The sequence below is a fragment of the Alsobacter metallidurans genome, assembly GCF_014636935.1.
GTDB classification, from domain to species: domain Bacteria; phylum Pseudomonadota; class Alphaproteobacteria; order Rhizobiales; family Beijerinckiaceae; genus Alsobacter; species Alsobacter metallidurans.
In genome coordinates, this window is record NZ_BMES01000002.1 from 2,083,429 (window position 1) to 2,107,529 (window position 24,101).

At 69.1% G+C, this 24,101-nt stretch carries 21 protein-coding genes; 8 read left to right on the top strand and 13 right to left on the bottom strand.

Features of this window, described 5'->3' with window-relative positions:
• Positions 1–34: 34 nt before the first annotated feature.
• The gene (locus IEV99_RS20090) at positions 35–1,879 is read left to right on the top strand and encodes a L,D-transpeptidase family protein (RefSeq protein ID WP_244643945.1); all 1,845 of its coding nucleotides are present in this window, start codon (positions 35–37) and stop codon (positions 1,877–1,879) included.
• A 366-nt stretch (positions 1,880–2,245) separates the two neighbouring features.
• Positions 2,246–3,970, top strand: a complete 1,725-nt coding sequence (locus tag IEV99_RS23680) for a peptidoglycan L,D-endopeptidase MepK (RefSeq protein WP_210318680.1) — start codon at positions 2,246–2,248, stop codon at positions 3,968–3,970.
• Positions 3,971–4,040: 70 nt separating this feature from the next.
• On the opposite strand, the gene IEV99_RS20100 is transcribed toward IEV99_RS23680, so the two are convergent.
• The gene (locus IEV99_RS20100) at positions 4,041–4,280 is read right to left on the bottom strand and encodes a DUF2312 domain-containing protein (protein WP_188519482.1); all 240 of its coding nucleotides are present in this window, start codon (positions 4,278–4,280) and stop codon (positions 4,041–4,043) included.
• Between the two features lie 121 nt (positions 4,281–4,401).
• Complete coding sequence (locus tag IEV99_RS20105) at positions 4,402–5,244, bottom strand: N-formylglutamate amidohydrolase (protein ID WP_188519483.1); 843 nt, start codon at positions 5,242–5,244, stop codon at positions 4,402–4,404.
• Between the two features lie 88 nt (positions 5,245–5,332).
• On the opposite strand from IEV99_RS20105, the gene IEV99_RS20110 reads away from it, so the two are divergent.
• The 3 genes from IEV99_RS20110 to IEV99_RS20120 all read left to right on the top strand — a co-directional run bounded on the left by IEV99_RS20110 (position 5,333) and on the right by IEV99_RS20120 (position 8,161).
• Positions 5,333–6,304 (top strand): DMT family transporter, encoded by a 972-nt coding sequence (locus IEV99_RS20110; protein WP_188519484.1) that lies wholly within the window; start codon positions 5,333–5,335, stop codon positions 6,302–6,304.
• A gap of 40 nt (positions 6,305–6,344) precedes the next feature.
• Complete coding sequence (locus IEV99_RS20115) at positions 6,345–7,637, top strand: glycerate kinase type-2 family protein (RefSeq protein WP_188519485.1); 1,293 nt, start codon at positions 6,345–6,347, stop codon at positions 7,635–7,637.
• Between the two features lie 74 nt (positions 7,638–7,711).
• A complete protein-coding gene (locus tag IEV99_RS20120; protein WP_188519486.1) occupies positions 7,712–8,161 on the top strand; it encodes a DUF1036 domain-containing protein in 450 nt (149 codons plus the stop codon).
• 5 nt (positions 8,162–8,166) lie between these two features.
• Here the strand turns inward: IEV99_RS20120 and IEV99_RS20125 are convergent, their stop codons facing one another.
• The 3 genes from IEV99_RS20125 to ykgO form a co-directional block, all read right to left on the bottom strand.
• Positions 8,167–9,141, bottom strand: a complete 975-nt coding sequence (locus IEV99_RS20125; protein WP_188519487.1) for an alpha/beta fold hydrolase — start codon at positions 9,139–9,141, stop codon at positions 8,167–8,169.
• Between the two features lie 95 nt (positions 9,142–9,236).
• Positions 9,237–9,833: a hypothetical protein gene (locus tag IEV99_RS20130; protein ID WP_188519488.1), complete on the bottom strand. Its 597-nt coding sequence runs from the start codon at positions 9,831–9,833 to the stop codon at positions 9,237–9,239.
• A 142-nt stretch (positions 9,834–9,975) separates the two neighbouring features.
• A complete protein-coding gene (gene ykgO, locus IEV99_RS20135; RefSeq protein WP_106334813.1) occupies positions 9,976–10,101 on the bottom strand; it encodes a type B 50S ribosomal protein L36 in 126 nt (41 codons plus the stop codon).
• Between the two features lie 275 nt (positions 10,102–10,376).
• Here ykgO and IEV99_RS20140 point away from each other — a divergent pair, with 275 nt between their 5' ends.
• The gene (locus tag IEV99_RS20140; protein ID WP_188519489.1) at positions 10,377–12,476 is read left to right on the top strand and encodes a 3-hydroxyacyl-CoA dehydrogenase NAD-binding domain-containing protein; all 2,100 of its coding nucleotides are present in this window, start codon (positions 10,377–10,379) and stop codon (positions 12,474–12,476) included.
• Positions 12,477–12,486: 10 nt separating this feature from the next.
• On the opposite strand, the gene IEV99_RS20145 is transcribed toward IEV99_RS20140, so the two are convergent.
• From IEV99_RS20145 to IEV99_RS20160, 4 genes are all read right to left on the bottom strand, one after another.
• Positions 12,487–13,032 (bottom strand): GNAT family N-acetyltransferase, encoded by a 546-nt coding sequence (locus IEV99_RS20145; RefSeq protein ID WP_188519490.1) that lies wholly within the window; start codon positions 13,030–13,032, stop codon positions 12,487–12,489.
• A gap of 135 nt (positions 13,033–13,167) precedes the next feature.
• Positions 13,168–13,953, bottom strand: coding sequence for a Bax inhibitor-1/YccA family protein (locus tag IEV99_RS20150; RefSeq protein ID WP_188519491.1), 786 nt, complete (start codon positions 13,951–13,953; stop codon positions 13,168–13,170).
• Between the two features lie 206 nt (positions 13,954–14,159).
• The gene (locus tag IEV99_RS20155; protein WP_188519492.1) at positions 14,160–16,751 is read right to left on the bottom strand and encodes an ABC transporter permease; all 2,592 of its coding nucleotides are present in this window, start codon (positions 16,749–16,751) and stop codon (positions 14,160–14,162) included.
• The gene (locus tag IEV99_RS20160) at positions 16,751–17,452 is read right to left on the bottom strand and encodes an ABC transporter ATP-binding protein (RefSeq protein ID WP_188519493.1); all 702 of its coding nucleotides are present in this window, start codon (positions 17,450–17,452) and stop codon (positions 16,751–16,753) included. The genes IEV99_RS20155 and IEV99_RS20160 overlap by 1 nt, the downstream gene beginning before the upstream one ends.
• A gap of 27 nt (positions 17,453–17,479) precedes the next feature.
• Here IEV99_RS20160 and IEV99_RS20165 point away from each other — a divergent pair, with 27 nt between their 5' ends.
• Positions 17,480–18,217 (top strand): arylesterase, encoded by a 738-nt coding sequence (locus tag IEV99_RS20165; RefSeq protein WP_188519494.1) that lies wholly within the window; start codon positions 17,480–17,482, stop codon positions 18,215–18,217.
• A gap of 56 nt (positions 18,218–18,273) precedes the next feature.
• Here IEV99_RS20165 and htpG read toward each other — a convergent pair whose 3' ends face one another.
• The gene (htpG, locus tag IEV99_RS20170) at positions 18,274–20,181 is read right to left on the bottom strand and encodes a molecular chaperone HtpG (RefSeq protein ID WP_244643946.1); all 1,908 of its coding nucleotides are present in this window, start codon (positions 20,179–20,181) and stop codon (positions 18,274–18,276) included.
• 463 nt (positions 20,182–20,644) lie between these two features.
• Between htpG and IEV99_RS20175 the strand changes: the two genes are divergently transcribed.
• The gene (locus tag IEV99_RS20175) at positions 20,645–21,031 is read left to right on the top strand and encodes a DUF2794 domain-containing protein (protein ID WP_188519495.1); all 387 of its coding nucleotides are present in this window, start codon (positions 20,645–20,647) and stop codon (positions 21,029–21,031) included.
• Positions 21,032–21,048: 17 nt separating this feature from the next.
• Here IEV99_RS20175 and IEV99_RS20180 read toward each other — a convergent pair whose 3' ends face one another.
• Genes IEV99_RS20180 through IEV99_RS20190 form a run of 3 tightly spaced genes read right to left on the bottom strand, consistent with a single transcriptional unit; the run spans position 21,049 to position 24,096 of the window.
• A complete protein-coding gene (locus IEV99_RS20180; RefSeq protein WP_188519496.1) occupies positions 21,049–21,816 on the bottom strand; it encodes an SDR family NAD(P)-dependent oxidoreductase in 768 nt (255 codons plus the stop codon).
• Positions 21,816–22,865 (bottom strand): phosphotransferase, encoded by a 1,050-nt coding sequence (locus IEV99_RS20185; RefSeq protein ID WP_188519497.1) that lies wholly within the window; start codon positions 22,863–22,865, stop codon positions 21,816–21,818. The genes IEV99_RS20180 and IEV99_RS20185 overlap by 1 nt, the downstream gene beginning before the upstream one ends.
• A 1-nt stretch (position 22,866) precedes the next feature.
• Positions 22,867–24,096: an acyl-CoA dehydrogenase family protein gene (locus tag IEV99_RS20190; protein ID WP_188519762.1), complete on the bottom strand. Its 1,230-nt coding sequence runs from the start codon at positions 24,094–24,096 to the stop codon at positions 22,867–22,869.
• Positions 24,097–24,101 lie beyond the last annotated feature (5 nt).

Genomic DNA, 24,101 nt, shown 5'->3' on the forward strand with positions numbered 1-24,101 from the left:
AGGTGCGTCTTGGGTAGGTGTTTCAGCGCTCGCGATGGGGCTTGCGCTGGCATGGCCGGCTTCGGCGCAGAACGACGCCGCAACCCCGGCGGTCGCCGATCACGGCGTGTCGGTCCCGCTGCCGGATGAGCCGTCCGTTCTCGCCGTCGACGCCGACGCGGCGGCCGAGAAGCGCGCCGCCATCGTCGAAGTGCCTCTGCCGGAGGAGCCGACGCAGCTCATCGTCGAGCACGCGGCCCCGCACGCGCCCGCAGCCGTTGCGGCTGCGCCAAGCAGCCCCTCCATCGACATCCCGCCTCCCGATCTTCCGGCCGTCACGGTCGTGATCGACCCGCCAAGCGCCACCGTGGCTGCGCTCGAGCCAGCCATCCTGCGGGACGCGCTGAAAGCCTATGTGGACGGAGGCGGCAAGCCGTCCACCCCGGTCGCCAGGCTCGGCAAGAAAGAGCGCGAGCAGATCGCGGCGTTCTACGCTGCGCGAAACGACGAACCCCTCTGGATCCTTGCCGGCCCCCCCGGGCCCGCCGCAAAGCGGCTTCAGGCCCAGATCGCCACGGCCGAGGACGATGGACTCGACCTCGCCGCCTACCCGACGCCGCGCCTCGACGCCGTCGCGGGAGAGGACGCCGCCAGCGCCGAGATCGCCCTCTCGGTCGCGGCGGTCGCGTATGCGCGCGACGCCCGCGGCGCGCGGATCGAGCCGAGCCGGCTGTCCAACCTGATAACCCCCGATATCGACCTTCCGGCTCCGGCCGAAATCCTGGCCTCCGTCGCAGGCGCCGAAGACGCCGGGCAGGCGCTCGCCGCATTCCAGCCGCCGCACCCCGGCTATCTCGCCCTCAAGGCGAAGTTGCACGAGTTGCGGGAATCCACCGGCGCGGTGCGGCAGGAGCGCGACGAATTCGAGGGCCCGCCGCTCCGGTTCGGCTCATTCGACGAGCGCGTGCCCCTGATCCGCGCGCGCCTCTCGCTCGCGTCGAAATCAGACACCGCCTATGACGACGACCTCATCGCGGCCGTGAAAAGCTTCCAGCGCGAGCGGCGGGTGCGGGCCACCGGCATCTTCGACCAGCGCACCGCCGACTTGCTCAGCGGCCGCATTCGCTCCAACCCCGGCGCTATCGGGCTCGGCGACATCATCGCCAACATGGAGCGCTGGCGTTGGCTGCCGCAGGATCTCGGCGCGCGCCACATCGAGGTGAACCTGCCCGAATACACGCTGCGCCTCTACGAGGACGGCAAGGTCGTCCACCGCACACGCGTCGTGGTCGGCAAGACGACCTCGCCGACGCCGATCTTCTCGCACATGATGGACCACGTAATCGTGAACCCGTCATGGTACCTGCCGCCGTCCATCCTGAAGAACGAGTTCCTGCCCAAGATGGCGGCCGACCCGCTCTATGCGCAGCGGCTGGGCTACGAGGTCATCCGGCGCGGGGACCGCATTTCGGTGCGCCAGCCGCCGGGTGAACGCAATGCGCTCGGCTTCATCAAGTTCATGTTCCCCAACCAGCATGCCGTCTACCTGCATGACACGCCGTCGCGCGCGCTGTTCGGCAATGAAAAGCGCGCCTTCAGCCATGGCTGCGTCCGTGTCGAGAACCCGTTCCGGTTGGCCGACTTCGTGCTCGGCGACCAGGGCTTCGACGAGAAGCGTCTGAGGGCCATGATCGGCAAGGGCGAGCGCACCATCCGCTTCAAGCAGGCGCTGCCGATCCACCTCACCTATTTCACCGTCGGGGTGGACGATGCGGGCCGCCTTGTGCGCCGTGAGGATCTTTACGGCTATGACGGCCGGGTAAAAACGGCGCTCGGGGTCGGGCCGGACGGCCGGCGCTTCGCGCACGCGACATCCCTGCCCCAAGCCCGGCAGCCCTGAGCCGCGTTTAGATGGAAAAGCGCCATCAACAGGCGAGCCTCGCCGGGGCTTTGACCTGACCCTTGAGCCGTGGTCATATTCGCCCCGATCGGACCCAGGCTGACGCTGGCTCTCACGAGTTGGCGGTGGAACGACGCAAATGGACCGCCGGACCCTCTGGGCCGAGGCGGCCCGCAGGGGGGCGCTAACGTGCCATTAATCCTTTTGGGCAAGGTTCAATTCATCATTCCAACGGTTTTGGGCGTGTTTGCGTCCTTTTCCGACCAACCGATGAGTTGAATCTTGCGTTCAAGGCGTGCGTCTCGACCCGCGGCTCTGGCGTCGCGTTGCCTTCGTTCGGCGACGCCCGCGCTTGCGGCGATCACGATGATCCTGGGCGCGACCGGCGACGTCGGGAACGCGGTCGCGGATGGCGGCACCCGCTCGCTGAGCATCTACCACACGCATTCCAAGGAAAGCGCGACCATTACGTTCAAGCGGAACGGGGTGTTCGACCGCGACGGGCTCGAAAAGCTGAACTGGATGCTCCGCGACTGGCGTCGCGACGAGCCCACCAGCATGGACCCGCGCCTGTTCGACATCGTGTGGGAAGTTTACCGCGAGGTCGGCTCCGAGGAGCCCATCAACGTCGTGTCGGCCTATCGCGCGCCAGAAACCAACGCGATGTTGCGCCGCCGCTCGCGCGCGGTCGCCAAGCACTCGCAGCACATGCTCGGCAAGGCGATGGACTTCTACCTGCCGGACGCCTCCATGGCGAAGGTGCGCGAAATCGGCCTGCGCCTGCAGCGCGGCGGCGTCGGCTACTATCCGACAGCCTACAACCCCTTCGTACATCTCGACGCCGGCAGCGTGCGGCATTGGCCGCGCCTCAGCCGCGACCAGCTCACGCGGCTGTTCCCGGACGGCAAGACCGTCCATCTCCCGCTCGATAACAAGCCGATGGCCCGTTACGAGGAGGCGGCCGCCGAAGTCATCGCCAATGGCGGCACCGTGTTCGGCGGCGGCGGCGAGGGTGAGGAAGGCGGCACCCGCGTGGTCGCGAGCCGCAAGGGCAAGAGCTTCTTCGCAGCGCTGTTCGGCCTTGGCGGCGAGGACGAGGACGAGGAATTCGCGCAGCCGGCGCGCGGTCGCGGACGCGGCCAGGCGCGGCCGCCCGCTCAGGTCGCCGCCTATGCGCCCACGCCGGGCGAGGACGACCGCTACGTCGCCGTGAACGCGTCGCGTTCTCTGTTCGGGTCGTCAGACCCTGCTCCGGTCCGCAGCCAGCCCTTCGCGCGCCGTCAGCCCGCCCCTGAGCCCGCGCCCGCCCCGGTCCAGGCGCCCGTTCAGGTCGCCTCGCTCGGGCCTGCCGGCATGGCCGTCATGGAGCCGTCTCCGCCGCCTGAGCCCGCTCCCGCGCCTGTGCTGCCGAGGCGCGTCGACGTCCCGCTGCCGACCGCGCGGCCGGCCAGCATCGTTCCGCCGGCAGCTGCGCCGCAAGCCGCCGAGCCCCAGTCGACCCAGCCTCAGCTCGTATGGCAGGCCGGCCCCGCAGGCGCGCCGAGCGCCGTCGAGGCGCGCGTCGTCAACGTTCCGCTGCCGATGGCGCGCCCGGCCGACCTGGGCGCCGGCGCGCCGGCCGCTCCCGTCTACGCGAACGTGCCGCTGCCGCCCTCGCGACCCGTCACCGTGGCCTCGCTGTTCCCGATGGTCCCGGCCTCGATGCCGATCGCGCCCGTGTCCGGCGCGCTGCCGGCCGGCATGCCGAGCCTGCGCCCCACCGAGGCGCCGCATGCGGCCGCGACCACCACGGTTGCGAGCAGGCAGCCTGAACCGGCTCATGATCCCGACGCCACCGCGTCGCTGGACCGGGATGGGCTTCAAAGCCTCTTTGCGGGCGCCAGCCTGGCCGGCCAGGTGCAACTGCGCACCGCCGTGGTGAACACCGCCAAGGCCAAGCCCTCCGCCAGGGACGTTCCGGGCGGCGGCTCAAAGCCGGCGTCGACGGTCGCGATGCGGTTCGAGCAGGCTCCGGCCGAATTGAGGACGGATCGTTTCAGCGGCCCGGCCGTGAAGGCGCTGCCCACCGCGTCCTTCAGCCCCGCGCGCTGATCGACGCCCAACAGAAAAGCGCGCCGCCAAAGGCGACGCGCTTGCTGCCGACAGAACTGTCGCGAGCCGGTCAGCCCATCCCGAGCGCTTCGAGATAGAGCTCCATGATGGCCTCCTGCTCCTTGCGCTCGGCGTGATCCTGCTTCCTGATCGCCACGATCTTACGGATGATCTTGGTGTCGAAGCCGTTGCCCTTGGCCTCGCCATACACATCCTTGATGTCTTCGCTGAGTGCCTTCTTCTCTTCCTCGAGGCGCTCGATGCGCTCGATGATGGCCTTCAGCTGGTCGGCCGCGATCGAAGTGTCCATGGAGTCTGCCCCGCGAGAATCGTCGTCGTTTGGAGGCTGGGGGTTTCGGCCATGGGGCGGCTGCGGTCAAGGCCTGCTTCGCGGCCCTGTGGAACGCGGGGACAGGCGCGCTGGCTAGCAGTCAGATGCTCGGGCCCGGATCGGGGCTAAACGCCGCCCTGTGGCGGCTCGCCGTGCGTGTTGGATGCCGTTCCACCCGGTGCTGCGCCGGATCGGCGAGGATCGATTTCAGCGCGGCGGCCATGCGGTCGCCCCACTCCGCCTGTTCGGTCGCCGTCGCGATGAGATCCTGCCGAATTTCCACCAGGACGTTCGAGAGGCCGCGAACTGTGGCGTGGCGATTTATGGTGTCGCCCGCCAGCGCGCCGTCATAGGGCTCGTTGTCGCCGACCACCAGCGCCCGGTCTGCCGCGAGCGCGGCGATCAGCGGCAACGGCAGGCGGGGATCCGCGTCCCACAGGACGGTGACGTGCCAAGGCCGCGGAACGCCTTTCCAGGCGGGCGTGAACGAGTGCATCGACACGATGGCGGGCGGGACGCCCGACGCCAGGGCCTCATCGACCGCTGCTCCCACCGCCCGATCGTAGGGCCGGTAGAACCGCGCCAGGCGCCTCTCAACCTCAGCTCTGTCGGCCCGGGCGTTGCCCGGCACCACGGCCCCGTCGGATAGGCGCATCACCAGCGTGGGATCGTCCTCGCCACGGTTGGGGTCGATCAACAGCCGCGAAAACGTGCTGAGCACGGCCGGGCAACCCAGCCGCTCCGCCATCCGCAGCGTGACGCCCGCGATGCCGATGTCATACGCGATGTGACGCTCCAGCTCGGAGGCCGGCATGCCGAGGCTGGCGTAATCCGCCGGAATGCTGTTCGACGCATGGTCGCAAAGCAGCACCACGCCGCTGGCGGGGTCGCCCGGGATGATGACGGGATGTTCAATCGGGGCGGCGTCGCGCGGGGCAGGCATGCAAGGATCCCAGTGACCCGCAACCATAGTGACGGGCCCGGCGAACTGCCATAGGACAGTGGGCTTTCCCACCGTGAAGCGATTTCCCATGAGCGCCCCTGAAGCCGCCCGGTCCGGGCCCTCCCCGTCGGCGCGCAGCTTGGCGAGCGGCCGCGCCGGCGCTCTCGCGGCGCTGATCGGCGGCGCGCTCGCGATGGGCGTTTCCCCCCTGTTCGTCAGGCTGGCGAGCGACGCGGGCGTCGGCCCCTTCGCGTCCGCGTTCTGGCGCGTCGCGCTCGCGCTTCCAGTGCTCTACGGCTGGGCCCTGCTGGAAGAACGCTCCGCCGGCCTGGGCGCGCGGCCGACCTTCACCAAGGCCGCCGTCGTCTCGGGGCTGCTGTTCGCCGGCGACCTCCTGTTCTGGCACCTCGCCATCCTGAAGACCACCATCGCGAACGCGACGTTCTTCGCCACCACGGCGCCGATCTGGGTGGTGCTGTTCTCGTGGTTGGCGCTGAAGCAGAAGATCCGGCGCGAGATCGTGGTCGGCATCGCGATCTGCACGCTGGGCGGCGTCGCGCTGATCGGCAACTCGCTGCAGGTCGATCCCGCCAAGCTGCGCGGCGACCTCATGGGCCTCGCGACCGCGGTGTTCTTCGGGCTGTATTTCATCGCCGTCCAGGCGGCGCGCAAACATGCGGGCGCGGCGCGGGTCACCTTCGCGCTGTCCTGCGTCACCAGCGTCATCCTGCTCGCCGCCGCGCTGCTGGCCGGCGATGCGCTCTGGCCCGCCACCATGGGCGGCCTCGCGGCGTTGTTCGCGATGTCGTGGCTGAGCCACGCGGGCGGCCAGGGGCTGCTGTCCGTGGCGCTCGGCCGTCTGCCGGCGGTGTTCTCCTCTCTGGTGATCTTCCTGGAGGCGATCGCTGCCGCCATCGTGGCGTGGATCGCGCTGGGCGAAGCGCTCACGCTGGTGCAGTCTCTGGGCGGCGCCCTGATCCTGATCGGCATCTGGGTGGCCCGGCCAAGAGCCGAAAAAGCCCGGACCCAAGAAGCCCGAACGCAAGAAGCCCGAACGTAAGAAGCCCGAACGCAAGAGGGCGAATAACAGGGAGATCCCGATGCGTGACGCCGCCGAAACCAGAGCGACCCTGCGAGCCATCTTCGACGCGGCGGTCCGTGCGGCTCACCCCAGCGATTGCCTTCCGGCGTTTCTCCCAGAGCCTCCCGCCAAGGGGCAGATCATCGTGCTCGCGGCCGGCAAGGCCGCGGCCAGCATGACGGTGGCGGCCGAACGGTTCTATCTCGACGAGCGCGGCGTCGCGCCGGCCAGGCTGGCCGGCCTCGCGGTGACGCGCATCGGCTACGGCGAGCCCACCCGGGTCGTCGGCGTGGTGGAGGCCGGCCATCCGGTTCCGGACGAAGCCGGGCTGGCTGCGGCGCGCAGCACGCTGGCGCTGGCCCAGGCTGCCGGCGAGGACGATCTCGTGCTGGCGCTGATCTCGGGCGGCGGCTCCGCCAACTGGATCGCCCCGGCGGGCGGGCTCACGCTGGCCGAAAAGCAGGGCCTCACCCGCGCGTTGCTGCGCTCGGGCGCTTCCATCGGCGAGATCAACACGTTGCGCAAGCGCCTGTCGCTGATCAAGGGCGGCCGCCTAGCCCGCATCGCGGCTCCGGCCCGCATCGTCACGCTGGCGATCTCGGACGTGCCGGGCGACGACCCCTCCACCATCGCGTCCGGCCCCACCGTCCCAGACCACACCACCATGGCGGACGCGCGCGCCGTGGCGGCGAAATACAGGCTCGACCTGCCCCCAGCCGCAAAAGCGCTGCTGGCGGACGACGCCAACGAGACGCCGAAGCCCGGCGATCCCGCCTTCGCGCGCGCCGAATTCGCCATCGTGGCGACGCCCGCGCAGTCGCTCGCGGCGGCCGCCGAAGCCGCCAAGGCGGCCGGCTACGAGCCGCTGCTGCTGGGCGCGGACCTGGAGGGCGAGGCGCGCGACGTCGCCCGCGCGCACGCCAAGGAGGCGCTGCGCCTCAAAGCCGCCGGCCAGAAAGCGGCTCTCATCTCGGGGGGCGAGCTCACCGTCACCATCAAGGGCGAAGGCCGCGGCGGCCCCAACCAGGAATACGCGCTGGCGCTCGCCCTCGCGCTGGACGGGGAGAGCGGGATCGCCGCGCTGGCGGGCGACACGGACGGCACCGACGGCGGCGCCGGCAAGGCGGATGACCCTGCGGGCGCGGTCGTGGACGCCACAACGCTGCGGCGCGCGCGGGACGCCGGCCTGGACGCTCAGGCCTGCCTGGCCAACAACGATTCCACCGGCTTCTTCGAGACGATTGGCGACCTGCTGCAGCCCGGGCCGACCCGCACCAACGTCAATGACCTGCGCGTCGTGCTGATCGGTTGACAGCGCCCGGCCAGCCTCGCCAAATCGCAGCCGAATCGCGCCCTTCCGGGTTCACTACGGATACGCTCTCGCCCATGTCGATACGACTTTCCGCGCTGCTCGCCGCCGCGCTCGTCTCAACCGTGGCGTTCGCCGCGCCGGCGCGTGCGGACCTGCGACTGTGCAACCTCACCCAGAGCCGCATCGGCGTCGCGCTCGGCTATCGGGACGGCCAGGGCTGGCTCTCGGAAGGCTGGTGGAACCTGAAGCCGAACGAGTGCGAGACCATGCTGAAGGGCGGGCTGGCGGCGCGCTTCTACTACATTTACGCCCAGGATTATGACCGCGGCGGCGAGTGGGGCGGCAAGACGTTCATGTGCACGCGCGACAAGGAATTCACGGTCCGCGGCATCGAGGATTGCCTGGCGCGCGGCTTCGATCGGGTGGGCTTCTTCGAGATCGACACGGGCGAGCAGAAGAGCTGGACCGTGCAGCTCACCGACCCCAGTCGAGCCGCGCCCGCGACCCCGCCGAAGGGCCCCTGACGCCGCTACTCGGCGGCCTGGAGCGCCCGGCGCGCCTCATCTGCCACCCGGTCGATCTCGCCCAGCACCCGCTCGGTCTCGACGTGGTGCGGCATGTGGCCGACGCCCGGCAGCAGGAACAGCTTCGAGCCGGCGATCTGGCGGCTGATCGCCACCGCATGGATCACGGGCGACACGATCTTGTCGGCCTCGCCATGCAGGACGCTGGTCGGAACCGTGATCTCGCCATAGCGCGGAGCTTGCGCCTCCACATGCGCATGGAGATCCAGGAGATCCTCTGCGTTGGCCTGGAACTCAGCCGGCCGCAGCAACAGCCGCACCGCGGTGCGCTCCGCGTATTCGGGCGGCGGCGTGTTGGGCGAGAACACGCCCTTGATCCCGGCGTCCAGCGCCAGCGCGGTTACCGGGGTCGCGATGGAGTAGTTGAAGGCCGGCGCGAACCGCCCGCCCGCCGCGGCCGAATTGTACCATGCCACGCCTCCCATCCAGGGATGGGTGACGCCCGCCACGAGCACGAGGCCGCTCACCAGGTCCTTGTGGTCCAGCGCGAAGGCGGTCGCGAGCGCTCCCGACCAGGAATGGCCGACCACCACGGCCCGGTCCACCCCGATATTGCGCAACGCCGCGCGGATCACGTCAGCCTGCCGGGCCGGAGAGGCCTCGGCGCGCCCTCCCGGGCGGGTCGTCCAGCCATGCCCCGGCCGATCCACCGCGATGACCCGATAGCGTTCGGATAACCGGTCGCCCAGCGCCATCATCATGTCGCCCGAGTTGGCCGAGGCGCCATGCAACAGCAGCACCGTGCCGGCTCCGTCGTGAGGGCCACGGTCGACGAGATGGACGGTCGCGCCGGGGACGCGTACGAGCTTGCCGCGCGGCGGGTATCGGCGATCGATATAGCCGGCCAGCACCGCCGAGGCGGCGGCTGAGGTCAAGGCTACGCCGGCCGTGAGGGCAAGCGTCTTGGCGAAAAAGTTCATGAGGCGAAGAACTCCCGGTTCCGACGCTTACGCGCGAGACCCCGGAAAAGGTTCAGGCCGCAGACGCGCCAAATGCCGCACCGCCGTCCCGAATGTCAGAGGCTGGTTTCGCCCACGTCCGGCTCAAGGCTCTGAACAGCTTTCTTCACGTCGGCCAGAAACGGGTTCACGGCCAGCGCCTTGCGGAACACCTCATAGGCCTGCTTCCTGTCGCCGTTGGATTGCAGGATGATCCCCAAGCCCGAAAGCGCGCCGAAGTGGCGGGGCTCGCGTGACAGCGTCTCGCGCAGGTCCGCCATGGAACGCGTCATGTCGCCCATCATGAAGAACACCGTCGCGCGCTTGTTCCAGGCCTCCGCCCAATTGGGCTGCAGCGCGATCGCTCGGTCGAGGAGCTCGATCGCGAGCGGCTGGTCGTCCTGCGCGGCCTCCATGGCCCGGCTGAGCAGGAGGTCGGCCGTGTCGCTGCCGGAGCGCATCCAGCGCCGCTGGATGCTGGCCACGATGCCTTTGGCCTCGCTCTCGTCCGTCGTGCGGGCGAGCCGCTCATAAAGATCGCCAAGGCTGGCGGCCCGGGGAGGCGGCGGCGCCTCGGCCTTTTTGGGCGCCGGCTGCGGCGGGGCCGCAAGGGCGGCGTCGCCCAGGATGGCGAGGCTCAGGCCGGAGAGCAGGAAGATCCGGATCGCGCGCATCCGGTCAACATAAGGCTCGGACCCGGCCTGTCAAAGGCCCCGCTGTCGCAGCCGGCCGCAAACGAACGAAAACAGGGCGCAGAGGCTGCGCCCTGTTCGACGGATCACAATGAAAGCCGGCCCGGAGGCCAGCCGCCAGGGCTCAGCCCTGGCGCGCCTTGTAGCGCTTCTGGGTCTTGTTGATGATGTAGACGCGGCCCTTGCGGCGCACGATTTGGTTGTCGCGGTGACGCTCGCGCAGCGACTTGAGAGAGTTGCGGATCTTCATCGGTCCAGTCTCGCTTCAAACGGTCGCGCGGAACGACCTGAATGGGTCTAGGATTTGCGCGGGCACGAAGTAAACCACGTGGTTCTGCGGCCCACGCGCCCTTCGGTGTTGGTGAATAGTCCATCCTTGGGCGGGTTTCAAGTCAGGCAGGGTGGAAACCTGCGTCTGGGATCGTATTTCCACACCGGCTCCAAACCGCCTGCGGGCTCACGAGGGCTTCCAGCCCCGCGTCCCCACCTCTAGGATCGCGCAAAACCGATCAGCGAGGACGCCCCATGAGCAGCGCCGCCCCCCACGGCCCCGTCACGACCCGCCGCGAGGGCGACGTCACGCTGATCCTGGTGGACAGCCCGCCCGTGAACGCCCTGTCGCAGGCTGTGCGCGCCGGACTGCTGGAGGCCGTGAAGGCCGCGGCCGCCGACGCTGGTGTCAAAGCCATCGTGCTTGCGTGCGAGGGCCGCACGTTTATCGCCGGCGCCGACATTCGCGAATTCGGCAAGCCGCCGCTCGCGCCCGGCCTGTCGGAAGTTCTGTCCGCGATCGAAAGCTGCGCGAAGCCCGTCGTCGCCGCGATCCACGGCACGGCGCTGGGCGGCGGCTTCGAGGTCGCGCTCAGTTGCCATGGCCGCATCGCCGACAAGGGCGCGGCGGTCGGCCTGCCGGAAGTGAAGCTCGGCATCATCCCCGGCGCGGGTGGAACGCAGCGCACGCCGCGCCTCGCCGGGCCGGTCGCCGCGCTGGAAATGATCTCGTCCGGCAAGCCCGTGAAAGCCGCCCAGGCCAAGGCGATGGGCCTGCTGGACTCCGTCGCGTCGGGCGACCTGCGCGCCGAAGCGATCACGCTCGCCCGCGCGCTGTCGGGCAAGCCGCTGCGTCGGACGGGCGAACTTGCCGTGCCGGCGTTCGACCATGCGGCGTTCAACAAGGTCGCGGCCACCGTCATCGGCAAGGCGCGCGGCCAACTCTCGCCCGTGCGCGCCGTGGAGGCCGTTCGGCTCGCCACGACGACGGCAATCGGCGAAGGCCTGGCGGCCGAGCGCGCGATCTTCACCGAACTGGTCGGCTCCGACCAGGCCAAGGCGCTTCGCTACGCGTTCTTCTCCGAGCGCGAGGTGCAGCGCGTCCCGCACCTGGAGGGCGTCTCTCCCCGCAAGGTCGAAACCGTCGGGGTGATCGGAGCCGGCACCATGGGGGCCGGCATCGCGGTGTCGCTGCTCGACGCCGGGCTGCGCGTCACCGTGGTGGAAACCAGCACGGCCGCCGTCGGGGCGGGTTGGGACCGCATTGCCGGCCTCTATGCGAGGGCGCTCAAATCCGGCCGCATCGATGAGGCCGGCAAGGACGAGCGGCTCTCGCGACTGACCGTCTCGGAGGATTTCGGCGACCTCGCCGGGTGCGACCTCGTGATCGAGGCTGCCTTCGAGGAGATGGGCGTAAAGAAGGAGATCTTCGGCCGGCTTGGAGCCGTCGCTCAGGCCGTCGCCGTGCTCGCCACCAACACGTCCTACCTGGACGTGAACGAGATCGCGCAGGCCTCGGGGCGCCCCGCCGACGTGATCGGGCTGCACTTCTTCTCGCCCGCCAACATCATGCGGCTCGTCGAGGTGGTCGAGGGCGCGGCGAGCGCCCCCGATGCGGTCGCGACCGGCGTCGCGCTCGCCCGTCGGCTCGGCAAGCTGCCGGTCACCTGCGGGGTGTGCGACGGCTTCGTCGGCAACCGCATCCTGGCGACGTGGCGGCAGATCACCGACTTCGCGCTGGAGGACGGCGCGCTCCCCGCAGAGGTCGACGCCGCCCTGGAAGGCTACGGCATGGCGATGGGTCCGTTCGCGGTGGCTGATCTCGCCGGCCTCGACATCGGCGCCGCGCGCCGCAAGCGCCTCGCGCCGACGCGCGACCCGAAAGCCCGCTACGGAGGAACCGTAGCCGATCGCCTGTGTGCGCTGGGCCGCTTCGGCCAGAAGACCGGGGCCGGCTACTATCGCTACGTGGACGGCAAGCGGCAGGTCGACCCCGAGGTGACCGCGATCGTCCAGTCCGTCTCGGCGGAGCTCGGCCGCCCTCGCGAGCCGTTCGACCCGGATCGGCTCGTTCGGCAGGTGCGCGCCGCCATGGCGAACGAGGGAGCCAAGATCCTGGCCGAAAAGATCGTCCCGCGCGCGCTCGACATCGACATGGTGCTGCTGCACGGCTACGGCTTCCCGGCCTGGCGTGGCGGCCCGATGTTCGAGGCCGACCTTGTCGGCCTTCCGACCATCCTGGCCGACATGCGCGAGATCCATGCCGCCTTCGGGCATGGGTGGGAGCCGGCCGAACTGCTGGTTGAACTGGCCGGGAGCGGCGGCTCCTTCGGTTCTCACCAACGCTCGGGGTAAGGCGCTGGCGCTAGGTCTTGGCGTCGCCTTCCATGGCGGGAACGCCCTCGGCGGCAGATCCGAGCCGGCGCTGCATGATCACCTGGTCCAGCCAGCGCCCGTGCTTGTAGCCGACGTCGCGCACAACGCCGGCGTTCAGGAAGCCGAGCGCCCGGTGCAGCGCGATCGAGCCTGTCGACGAACTGTCGCCGATCACCCCGACCATTTGCCGAAACCCCTGCCGCTCGCAATGCGCGATCAGCGACGAAAGCAGCGCCCGGCCCACGCCCCGCCCCTGAACCTCGGGGGCGACATAGATCGAATCTTCCACCGTGAACCGGTAGGCGGGCCGCGGCCGATACGCCGAAGCATAGGCGTAGCCTACGATCCGGTCGTCTGCCTCGGCCACCAGATAGGGGTAGCCGGCCGCGAGCAACTCGCGGCGACGCCGCGCCATCTCGGCCTCGTCCGGCGGATCGATCTCAAACGACGCCGTGCCGTTCAGGACGGCATGCGAGTAGATCGCGGTGATGTCGGGCAGGTCGCGATCTTCGGACGGGCGGACGATGGAGGTCATTCGGGGGCTCGGCTTCTGCCTGTCCTTTGTGGCGCCATCCGGCTGCGGGCGAAAGCCGCTCCAGTTGCGCCGCAACGAAAAAGGCCCCGGGGGTTGCCCCGGGGCCTCACTTCAAGGCCGTTGCAGCCCGTCCGTTTAGTTGTTCCGCTGACCCATCAGGGAGAGCAGGAACTGGAACATGTTGATGAAGTTCAGGTACAGCGACAGGGCGCCCATGATGGAGGCCTTGCCGGCCATGGTCTGGTCGTGGCCGACCACGTCGTACTCTTCCTTCAGGCGCTGCGTGTCCCAGGCGGTCAAGCCGGCGAAGATGCCGACGCCCACGAGGTTGATCACGAACTGCAGCGCGCCGCTCTGGAAGAAGATGTTGGCCAGGCTCGCGATGATCAGGCCGAAGAGGCCCATCACCAGGAACGAACCCATCGCCGAGAGGCTACGCTTGGTGGTGTAGCCATACAGCGAGAGCGCGCCGAACGAGGCCGCCGTGATGAACAGCGTCTGCACGATGCTGCCCATCTTGAACACGAGGAAGATCGTGCTCAGCGACAGACCCATCACGGTCGCGAAAGCCCAGAAGGTGCCCATCAGGGCGCCCATGCTCATCCGTTCGAAGCGGAACGAGAGAAAGAACACGAAGCCGAGCGGCGCCAGCATCACCAGCCACTTCAGCGGGCTGAGATAGAGCGCGGCGCCAAAGCCGGTCAGGTAGATGGAACGGCCGATCGGATAGGCGGTCGGCACGGACGATACGGCGGCCATGTAGGTCCCGAGCGCCACGAGCGCCGAGATCGCAAGCGCGATCGTCATGTGGTTGTAGATGCCGAGCATATAGGCGCGCAGGCCCTGGTCGTACTCGGCGACGCCAGCCCGGCCGGCGACGGGCCCGAACTGGGAATAGGCGTTGCGGTCATAGTTCGACATGTGCGTCCTCGCAGAGCGAATTGCTTTTCCCCTCCTACCGGTGTGGTCCCGGCAGTTGCATCAAATATGAGGGGCCCCCATCGGTAAAACAAGAGCCGCCCTCGGCGGCGCAATCGGAAAAAGCAGAGCTGGATTATGTCAATTGTAACAGCACGGTAAATTTCGCGCAGTTGAAGCAGCCGTCCCGCCGTTCCGCTGTTTTCTACTTACAGGTCGCGGAGATAAGCAGCCGGCTTCTGGCCGAGGATTCGCCACGTCCCGGCGAGGCCGAGAACGATCGTTAAGGCGACGGAGCCGATCGCGACCGATCCGGCCCCTGCCAGCGACCATTCCAGGCTAAGCTTCATCAGCTTCTCAACGATCCACCAGGCGGCCGCCGTCCCGGCGAGCGTGCCGAAGATCGCGGTCGCCACGCCCAGGATGCCGTACTCCAGCAGAAACGCAGCGAGCAGCCGTCCGCGCGTGGCGCCGAGAGTCTTCAGCACCACGGCGTCATACACGCGCGAGCGCCGCCCGGCCGCAAGCGCGCCGGCGAGCACCAGGATGCTGGCCGCGACAGCCACCGTGCTCGCGCCCCGGATCGCGAGCGCGAGTTGCCCAACGAGGTCGTTGATGGCGTCCAGCGCGTCCTTCACCCGCACGGTGGTGACGTTGGGGAAGTCTTTCGCCATGGCGGCCACGACGGCCTGCTCGCGCTCCTGCGGCGCGCCGCCCGGGAACGTCACGGTCGACAGGTCAGAATGCGGCGCGCCCGCAAAGGCGGACGGCGAGAACACCATCACGAAATTGATGCCGAGCGACTGCCACTCCACCCGGCGCAGATTCGCCACCTTGGCGGTGATGTTGCGCCCCAGCACGTTGACGGTGATCGGGTCGCCCACCGCGAGGTTGAGCCCCTTGGCGAGCTCGTCGTCGAACGACACCAGCGGCGGGCCCTTGTAGTCCGGAGCCCACCATTCGCCCGCGACGAGGCGAGAACCTTCCGGCAGGGTCGTCGCATACGTGATGCCGCGGTCGCCCTCCAGCACCCAGGCGGCGTTCTCGGCGGCTTTCACCTCGGCGGCCGGCACGCCCTTGATCGACACCACCCGGCCCCGCATCATCGGGACGCGCTCGATCTTGGCGCCCTGCGCCACCTGCCCGAGCAGGGCATCGAACCGGTCGGCGTCCGACGACGGGATGTCGAGAAAGAAGAAGCTCGGAGCCCGCTCGGGCAACGAGCGCGTCAGCTGGCTGCGAATGGAGGAATCCACCAGCGCGAGCGTCACCAGCAGCGTCACGCCGAGGCCGAGCGAAAGCGCCAGCGAAGGCGTTAGTGCGCCCGGCCTATGAATGTTCGCGATCGCGAGCCGCAGTTCCGCGCCTCTGGGACGCGGCAGCCTGGCCGCCACCGTCATGATCAGCCAGGCGACGCCGCGCAGCAGCACGAAGGCGGCCGAGGTGCCGACCACGGCGGCGAGCGCGACACGTCGGTCGAAACTGAGCAGGATCGCAAAACCGGCTAACGTCAGCACCGCCACCGCGAGCGCCACGACATAGCGCCTGCGCGGCCAGCGGCGATCCGGCGCGACCTGGTCGCGAAACAGCCCGGACACCGAGATGTCGTGCACCCGGCTTAGCGGCCACAGCGAAAACGCAATCGCGGTGAGCAGGCCATAAAGCGCCCCGCCGGCCAGTTCGGACGGGTAGAGATGTGGATCGAGCGGGATCGGCAGCAGGCTCCGCAGGCTGGACGCCAGCACATAGGGCAAGGCCGCGCCGATCGCGAGGCCGATCAGCACGCCGGCGAGCGCCAGCGCAAGAATCTCGATCAGCGCGATCAGGAACACGCGGCCACCCGTGGCGCCGACGCTTTTCAGCGTCGCGAGGGACGCTCGCCGGCGGTCCACATAGGCCGCCACCGCGTTGGCGACGCCGACGCCGCCCACCACCAGCGCGGCAAGGCCGACCAACGTCAGAAACTGGCTGAACCGCTCGATGTTGCGCGCGAACTGCGGTGCGGCGTTGGCCCGCGAGCGCACGTCGAAGCCGGATTCCGGCAACGCCTTGTTGATGCCGTCCGTCACCCGCGTCAGCGAGGCTTCGTCCGCTTGCGGCAGGATGAGCCTGTAGGACCAGCGCACGAGGCTGCCAGGCTGCAGCAGGCCCGTGGCGCGCAGGGCGTCTTGCGACAGCAACAGGCGCGGGCCGAACGAGATCCCTGCAGCCAGCTTGTCGGGCTCCGACTGCACGGCCGCGCGCAGGATCAGCCGGGCGTCGCCGAGCCGCACTTCCGCGCCGGGTTTCAGGTTCAACCGCGTGAACAGGGCCGGGTCGGCCGCGGCCCCGAAGGCGTCACCCTCGCGCCGGAACAGCGCCTCCGGCGTCATCGGCGGATCAAGCGCGAGTTCACCCACGGACGGATAGCCGCTGTCCGCGGCCTTCAACTCCACCAACGCCGTGTTGGCGTCGCCCACCCGCACCATGGCCCGCATGGTGGCGACGCTGCTCATCCGGCCAAGCGAGGCCAGATAGGTTTTCTCGGCGTCGGTCGCCTCGCGTTGCAGCACGCTCGCCGCGAGGTCGCCGCCCAGGATGGTGCGTCCCTGCCCGGCCAAGCCGTCGCCGAGCGACCGCGCCACCGAACCCACGCCCGTGATGGCGGCGACGCCAAGCGCGATGCAGGCCAGGAAGATGCCGAAGCCTCGCAGTCCGCTGCGCAGATTGCGGAACGCCAGCCGAAAGGACACGAGAAGCTCCGCCCCAAAGGACTGTTGCGGCGGGTCGCGGCGGGCCGGGGAAGGAAGCGTGCCGTGCATCAGGCGCGGCCGCTGCTGAGCGCTTCGCTACGCTCGACGTCGATTACGCCGGAGCGCAACGCAATCGTGCGATCGCAGCGGCGCGCCAGCCCGGGGTCATGCGTCACCAGGATCAGCGTGGCGCCGCGTTCGGTCTTCATGCGGAACAGGAGATCAACGATCTGCTGACCGGTCGCCTCGTCGAGATTGCCGGTCGGCTCATCGGCGACCAGGATGGCCGGATCGGGCGCGAGCGCCCGCGCCAGCGCGACGCGCTGCTGCTCGCCGCCGGACATCTCGGCCGGGTAATGCGTCAGGCGATGCCCGAGCCCCACCTGCTCCAATTCGGCCTTGGCGCGCGCAAACGCGTCGGAGTGGCCGGCGAGTTCGAGCGGCACCGCCACGTTTTCGAGCGCCGTCATGGTGGGGAGCAGGTGGAAGGATTGAAATACGATGCCGACACGCCGGCCGCGAAACCGCGCCAGCGCGTCTTCGTCCAGCGGTCCGAGGTCCTGCCCGTCGATGCGCACGACGCCGGCGTCCTGGCGCTCGAGCCCGGCCATCACCATCAGAAGCGTCGACTTGCCGGAGCCGGATGGGCCGACCAGCCCGAGCGCCTCGCCCTTGCCGACCGACAGGGAAACGCCTTTCAGGATGTGCACCCTCGCGGCGCCTCGTCCCAGGCTGAGGTCCACATTTTCGAGTTCGATCGCCTTGACCATGCCTGCGTCCATGCCGATGTCACGCCCATGACCGCCAGCACGCCCGTCCCCACGTTCGCCGCGACCGCTTCCCAATATGGGGGCTCGCTTCCCGCAGTCCAGCAGGCCCGGGCGTTTCGCCCCACCCGTCTGCCCGGCTTTCTCGCATTCCTCGGCGCTTTTCTCATGCTTTTCAGCTTCGCCGCCCCGGCCTCGGCCCGGACGCTCCGCGTCGTCGCCCTGGGCGACAGCCTCACGGCCGGCTACATGCTGCCCGGCGACGCGGCTTTTCCGGCGCAGCTCGAAAGGGCCCTGAAGGCCAAGGGTCTCGACGTCGAGATCGCCAATGCGGGCGTGTCGGGCGACACCGCCTCGCAGGGCCTCGCCCGTCTCGACTGGTCCGTGCCGGACGGAACCGACGCCGTCATCGTGGAGCTGGGCGCCAACGACGCCCTGCGCGGCGTCGACCCTGCAATCACCCGCAAGGCCCTGGACGAAATCCTCACCCGCCTCAAGGCGCGCGGCATACCGGTCATGATCGCCGGTATGTACGCGCCCCGCAACATGGGGGCGGACTACATCCAGGCATTTGACGACCTCTTTCCGGCGCTGGCCGCCAAGCACGGCGCGCCGCTCTATCCGTTCTTTCTCGACGGCATCGCGGGCGACCGCCGCCTGAACTTGAACGATGGTCTCCATCCCAACCCGGATGGCGTGAAGACCATCGTCCAGCGCATCGCCCCGAGCGTCGCGGCGTTTCTGGCCGGCGTGAAGCCGGGCGCCTGACGCCGCCATGCGCGCCAGGGGACGCCGGGCGAAACGCCCGGCGCCGAGGCTTCCATTCAGGCCAGCGCGCTCTGCATCAGCCGCGTCAACCGCTGCGCGAAGGCGGCGGCATCCACCGGAGGCTGGCCTTCGGCGGCGCGCGCCTGGTCCAGCAACAAAAACGAGGCGTCCTCGATCACGGTCTTGTCGCCGCCGCCCTGCAGCCGCGCCGCGAGACTGGCCACGATGCCATGGCGCGGGTTCACCTCCAGCACCGGCTTGGTGGCTTCCGAAAGCTTGCCATGCGCGGCCAGCAACCGCTCCAGGCCACGGTCGGGGCCATGCTCGCCCGCAACCAGACACGCGGCGCTCTCGGCGAGGCGCGTTGAGGGCCGCACGTCCGACACCGCATCCCCAAGCGTCTGCTTCACAAAGGCCAGCAGACTGGCGACGTCCGCGCCCATGTCCTTGTCGTCCGGCGCGCTCTCGCCCTCGGCCAGCGGCACGTTGGCGATGTCGGCGGAGCCCTGCGTGACCGACTTGAACGGCTTGCCCTCATAACCGAGCGCATTCTGCACCCAAAAAGCATCGACCGGGTCCGACAGCAGCAACACCTCGATGCCGCGCGCCCGGAAGCCTTCCAGGTGGGGGCTTGCGGCCAGCCGCTTGGCGTCGTCGCCGACGAGGTACCAGATGTCCGTCTGGTTCTCGCGAAGCTCCGCCACGTAGCTCTTCAACGAACGCCCGCCCTCTGGTTGCTTGGACGTCGCGAAACGCGCGATCGAGAACAGTGCGTCGCGGCGCTCATAGTCCTCGTAGAGGCCTTCTTTCAGCACCGGGCCGAACGCCGTCCACACCTTGCCAAACAGCTCGGCGTCTTTGTCGGCCAGCTTGTCCAGTTCGGAGAGCACGCGGTTGGTCACGCCCTTGCGGATCGCCGCCAGGATGGGGCTGTCCTGGATGGTCTCGCGCGACAGGTTGAGCGGCAGGTCGGCGCTGTCCACCACGCCGGACACGAAGCGCAGGTACCCGGGCAGGATCTCGAGCTCGTCCGAAATGAACATGCGCCGCACGTAGAGCTTCATCCGGCCCTTGCGGAGCGGATCGAACAGCGCCAGCGGCGGCGTCGAGGGCACGAAGGCGAGCACGTTGTACTCGTGCCGGCCCTCCGCGCGGTAATGGATGGTCAGCGCCGGCTCATCGAACTGCGTCGCCACCGACTGGTAGAATGACGTGTAGTCTTCCGCCGAGATGTCGCTCTTGGACTTTGTCCAGATCGCCGTGCCGTCCGCGATGCGACGCTTCTCGGCGCCGGGCTTCTCGATCAGGTCCACCGGCACCGGCACCGCGCTGCCATGCTGGCGCACGATGCGCTCGGCCGTGTGCGGCTCGGCGTAGTCCTCGCTCCCTTCGGAGAGGTGCAGCACCACGCGCGTGCCGCGCGCAGGCGCGTCCGCCTCGGCGGCGGGCTCGATCGTGTAGGCGCCCTGCCCGTCCGACGACCACTTCCAGGCTTCGGCGGCCCCCGCCTTGCGGGTCAGCACGTCGACGCTGCGCGCAACCATGAAAGCCGAGTAGAAGCCGACGCCGAACTGGCCGATGAGGTTGGAGCCCTCGGCCTTCTCGCCAAGCTGCTCCAGGAACGCCCGCGTGCCGGACCGCGCAATGGTGCCGAGCGCTTCCACGAGGTCGGAATGGCTCATGCCGACGCCGTTGTCCGACACCGTAAGCGTTTTGCCCTCCGGATCGCACGCGATGGTGACGCCGAGCTCGGTGTCGCCGCCCAGCAGCGCATCGTTCTGCAACGCCATCGTGCGCAGCTTCTCGCAGGCGTCGGCGCCGTTTGCGACCAATTCACGCAGGAAGATGTCCCGGTCCGAATAGACCGAATGCACCATGAGATGCAGCAGGCGGGAAACGTCGGCCTCGAAGGCGCGGCTTTCGCCCTTGGGAGCGGAAGTCTCGGGAGTAGCGGCGTCGACCACGGGTCGCCTCTTGGTTTTTGGCGGGCGCGCGCCCGCTCGGGATTGCCGGGGAGCGGCCAAGGCTCGGCCGCCGCGTGCCGATATCGCGAGCCTGGCGGGGGATTTCAAGCGCTTCGCGCGACGCACGCCCAAAAAGAGAAGGGCCGCCTTGCGGCGGCCCTAGGACAGGGAACTGAAATGGTGGGCCCGAGCCCCGAACGCCGGGGGGCTGGGGGGCTGATCGATCCGGACGAACCAGGCTCGGGCCCGAGGCAACGCATAAGGTTATCTACGCAGTTCGGGGCCGGCGAATGTTCGCATCAAGGAAATATCATGGCGAACATCACGGGCCCGAGATGTGGAATTGATCGGCGCCGGGTCGGCGTTGCACCGCGGCGAAACCGAGCGTTTCACCCCGCGAGGAACCGTGCCAGACTGCCCATGACAGTTCGGCGAAGCCCCGCCGGACAGCACAGGAGGCATGATGAGCGAGGCAGACCTGTCGGACCCGCAAAGCGCATCGAGGACGCGGGAGGCCCCGGGGGCCGGCGTCCTTGGCTTCCCGGGAACGATGCAGGTCGTGTTCGACAGGCACGAGCTGCGCGCGCTTTTCGACGCGTATGGCCGCAAGGTGGCCGAAGGCGAGTGGCGCGACTACTCGATCGATTTTCTCAAGGAAAAGGCGGTGTTCTGCGTATATCGCCGCTCGGGCGAATACCCGCTCTACCGCATCGAGAAAACCCCCAAGCTGGCCCGCAAGCAGGGCGCCTACGCGGTGATCGCCGCCGGCGGGCTGATCATGAAGCGCGGCCACGATCTCCCGCGCGTGCTCGCGGTGCTCGAAAAGCCGGTTCGCCTAGTGGTCGGGTAAGGATTCGAAGTCGGCGCTTACGCGGCCGTGAGCCCGCCGTCCACCGGCAGCGCCGCTCCGGTCACGAAGGCGCTTTCGGGGCCGCAAAGCATCATCATCGCGCTCACGATTTCGTCCACGCTGGCAAGGCGCCGCATCGGGATCGCCCCGACGACCCGCTCCAGCGCGGCGTCGGCTCCGCCGCGCATCTGCGCGAGCTCGTCCTTCACCATGGCGGTATCCGCGAAGGATGGGCAGATCGCGTTCACGCGGATGTTCTTGCGGGCGTATTCGAGGGCGGCCGTCTTGGTCAGCCCGATCACGCCGTGCTTCGCGGCCGCATAGACCGAGAGCAGCGGCGCCCCGACGAGCCCGGCGACGGACGCCACGTTCAGGATCACGCCCCCGCCCTGCCGTTCCATGGCGGGCAGCTGGTGCTTCAAGGCAAGGAAGACGCCCATCAGGTCTACGGCGATGACGGTCTCGGCCTGACGCGCCTCGATGTCGGGGAGCTTGAGATAAGGATGAGCCACCCCGGCGTTGTTCACCGCCACGTCCAGCCGCCCATAGGCGTCGACCGCCGCTCCGACGAGCCGCTGCGCTGTGGCTTCCTCCGCGACGTTTCCAGCCTCCGCGACCACAGCGGCTCCGCTCCCGCGCAAATCAACCGCCAAGGCGTCCAGCCGCGCCGCGTCGATGTCCGAGATCACCAGCCGGGCGCCTTCCGCGGCGAAGCGCTCCGCCGCGCGGCGACCGAAGCCGCCCGCCGCTCCGGTGATCAGCACGGTCTGCCCGGCGAACCGCATCAGCCCTTCGCCTCCACGAGGTCGCACGCCATTTGCGCCAGCAGCGGCACGGCCTTGCCCATCTTCAGCCCCCGCTCCGGGTTGGAGCCGTTGCCGTCCAGCGCCCGCTTCAAAACGCCCTGCAGAATGGCGGCGAGGCGGAAGAAGCTGAAGGCGAGGCAGAACGTCCATGTCGGGATGGCGTCGATCCCCATGCGGGCGCAATAGGCCGCCACGTAAGCCTCTTCGGTCGGCAACCCCAGCGCGATGCGATCCACGCCCGCCAGACCCCGGAAATCTCCCTCATGTGGCAGGCGCCACTGCATGCACTGGTAGGCGAGGTCCGAGAACGGATGGCCCAGCGTCGACAGCTCCCAGTCGATGATGGCCAGGAGCTTCGGCGCGTCCGCCGAGAAGATCATGTTGTCGATCCGGTAGTCGCCATGAACCAGCGACACGCGCCCGTCATCGGGCGGCCGGTTGGAGCCGAGCCACGCGATGAGCTGGTCCATGGCCGGGACCCGCTGCGTCTCGGAGGCGCGGTACTGATCGGACCAGCGCGAGACCTGCCGGGCGAAGTAGTCGCCGGGCCGGCCGAAATCCTGCAGGCCGACGGCCTCGACATTCACCGAATGCAGCGCCGCCAGCGCGGCGTTCATGGCGTCATACACCGCGGCGCGCTCGGCCGGGTTTGAGTCCGGCATGGCCGGATCCCAGAACACGCGCCCGCGAACCTCCTGCATGACGTAGAACATCGTGCCCAGAACCGTGTCGTCGGCGCACAACGCCAGGGCGCGCGGCACGGGCACGTCGGTCTGCGCCAGCGCGCTGATGACCCGGAACTCCCTGTCCACAGCGTGGGCCGACTTCAGCAACTGCCCGGGCGGCTTGCGCCGCAGCACGTAGCCGCCGGAGGGCGACGTGATCCGGAACGTCGGGTTGGACTGCCCGCCCGGAAACTTCTCGGCTCTCAGCGGCCCGCGAAAGCCTGGGACATGCGCGTCCATCCAGCCCAGCAGCGCCGCCTCGTCCAGCGCCGAGACGGCCGTCGCCGGCCCCGCGCCGGACATGTCAGGCGCCCTCGTTGGTGTAGCGCTTCAGCTCGGCCTTGGCGACGACGCGCCGGTGCACGGCGTCCGGCCCGTCCGCGAGCCGCAGCGTGCGCAGATGCGTCCACATGCGGGCAAGCGGGAAGTCCTGGCTGATGCCGGCCGCGCCGTGCATCTGCACGGCCTCGTCCGTGATCTTCAGCGCGATGCGCGGCGCCACCACCTTGATCTGGGAGATCCAGGGCGCGGCCGCACGGGTGCCGACCGTGTCCATCATGTAGGCCGCCTTGAGGCACAGGAGACGCGCCATCTCGATCTCCATGCGGCTTTCCGCGATGATGTCGTAGTTGGCCCCGAGATCGACCAGCTTCTTGCCGAAGGCCGTGCGGGCGTTGGCCCTGCGGCAGAGCGCCTCTAGGGCGCGCTCGGCCTGCCCGATCGCCCGCATGCAGTGGTGGATGCGCCCCGGCCCGAGCCGGCCCTGCGCCACCTCGAAGCCTCGGCCGCGGCCATGCACGAGATTTTCGGCCGGCACGCGCACGTTCTCGAAGCGGATGTGCATGTGGCCGTGCGGGGCGTCGTCCTCGCCATAGACCTGCATGGGCCGAAGCACGGTGACGCCCGGCGTGCCGGCCGGGACCAGGATCATGGAATGGCGCTTGTGCTTGTCGGCCCCGGCGTCCGTCAGGCACATCACGATGTAGATCTTGCAGCGCGGATCGCCCGCGCCCGAGGCCCACCACTTCTCGCCGTTCAGCACCCACTCGTCGCCCTCGAGCCGGGCTTCCAGCGCGATGTTGGTGGCGTCCGACGAGGCCACGCCGGGCTCAGTCATCAGGTAGGCGGAGCGGATCTCGCCCTTCAGCAGCGGCGCGAGCCAGCGGTCCTTTTGCGCCTGCGTGCCGTAGCGCTCGAACACCTCCATGTTGCCCGTGTCCGGAGCCGAGCAGTTGAAGGTCTCGGCGCCGAGCGGCGACTTGCCCATCTCCTCGGCCAGATAGGCGTATTCCACCGTCGTTAGCCCGTAGCCGCGCTCCGAATCCGTGAGCCAGAAATTCCAGAGCCCGCGCTCACGCGCCTTGGCCTTGAGCCCGTTCAGAATCTCGAGCTGCCGGGGCGTGTGCTTGAAGCGGTCGCCGGCCTTGCCGACCTCCTCCTCGAACTCACGCTCCAGCGGAATGCATTCGTCCTGCACCATGGCGCGGACCTGCTCCAGCAAGGGCCGGAGCTTTTCGGTGACGCCGAGATTCATGGCGC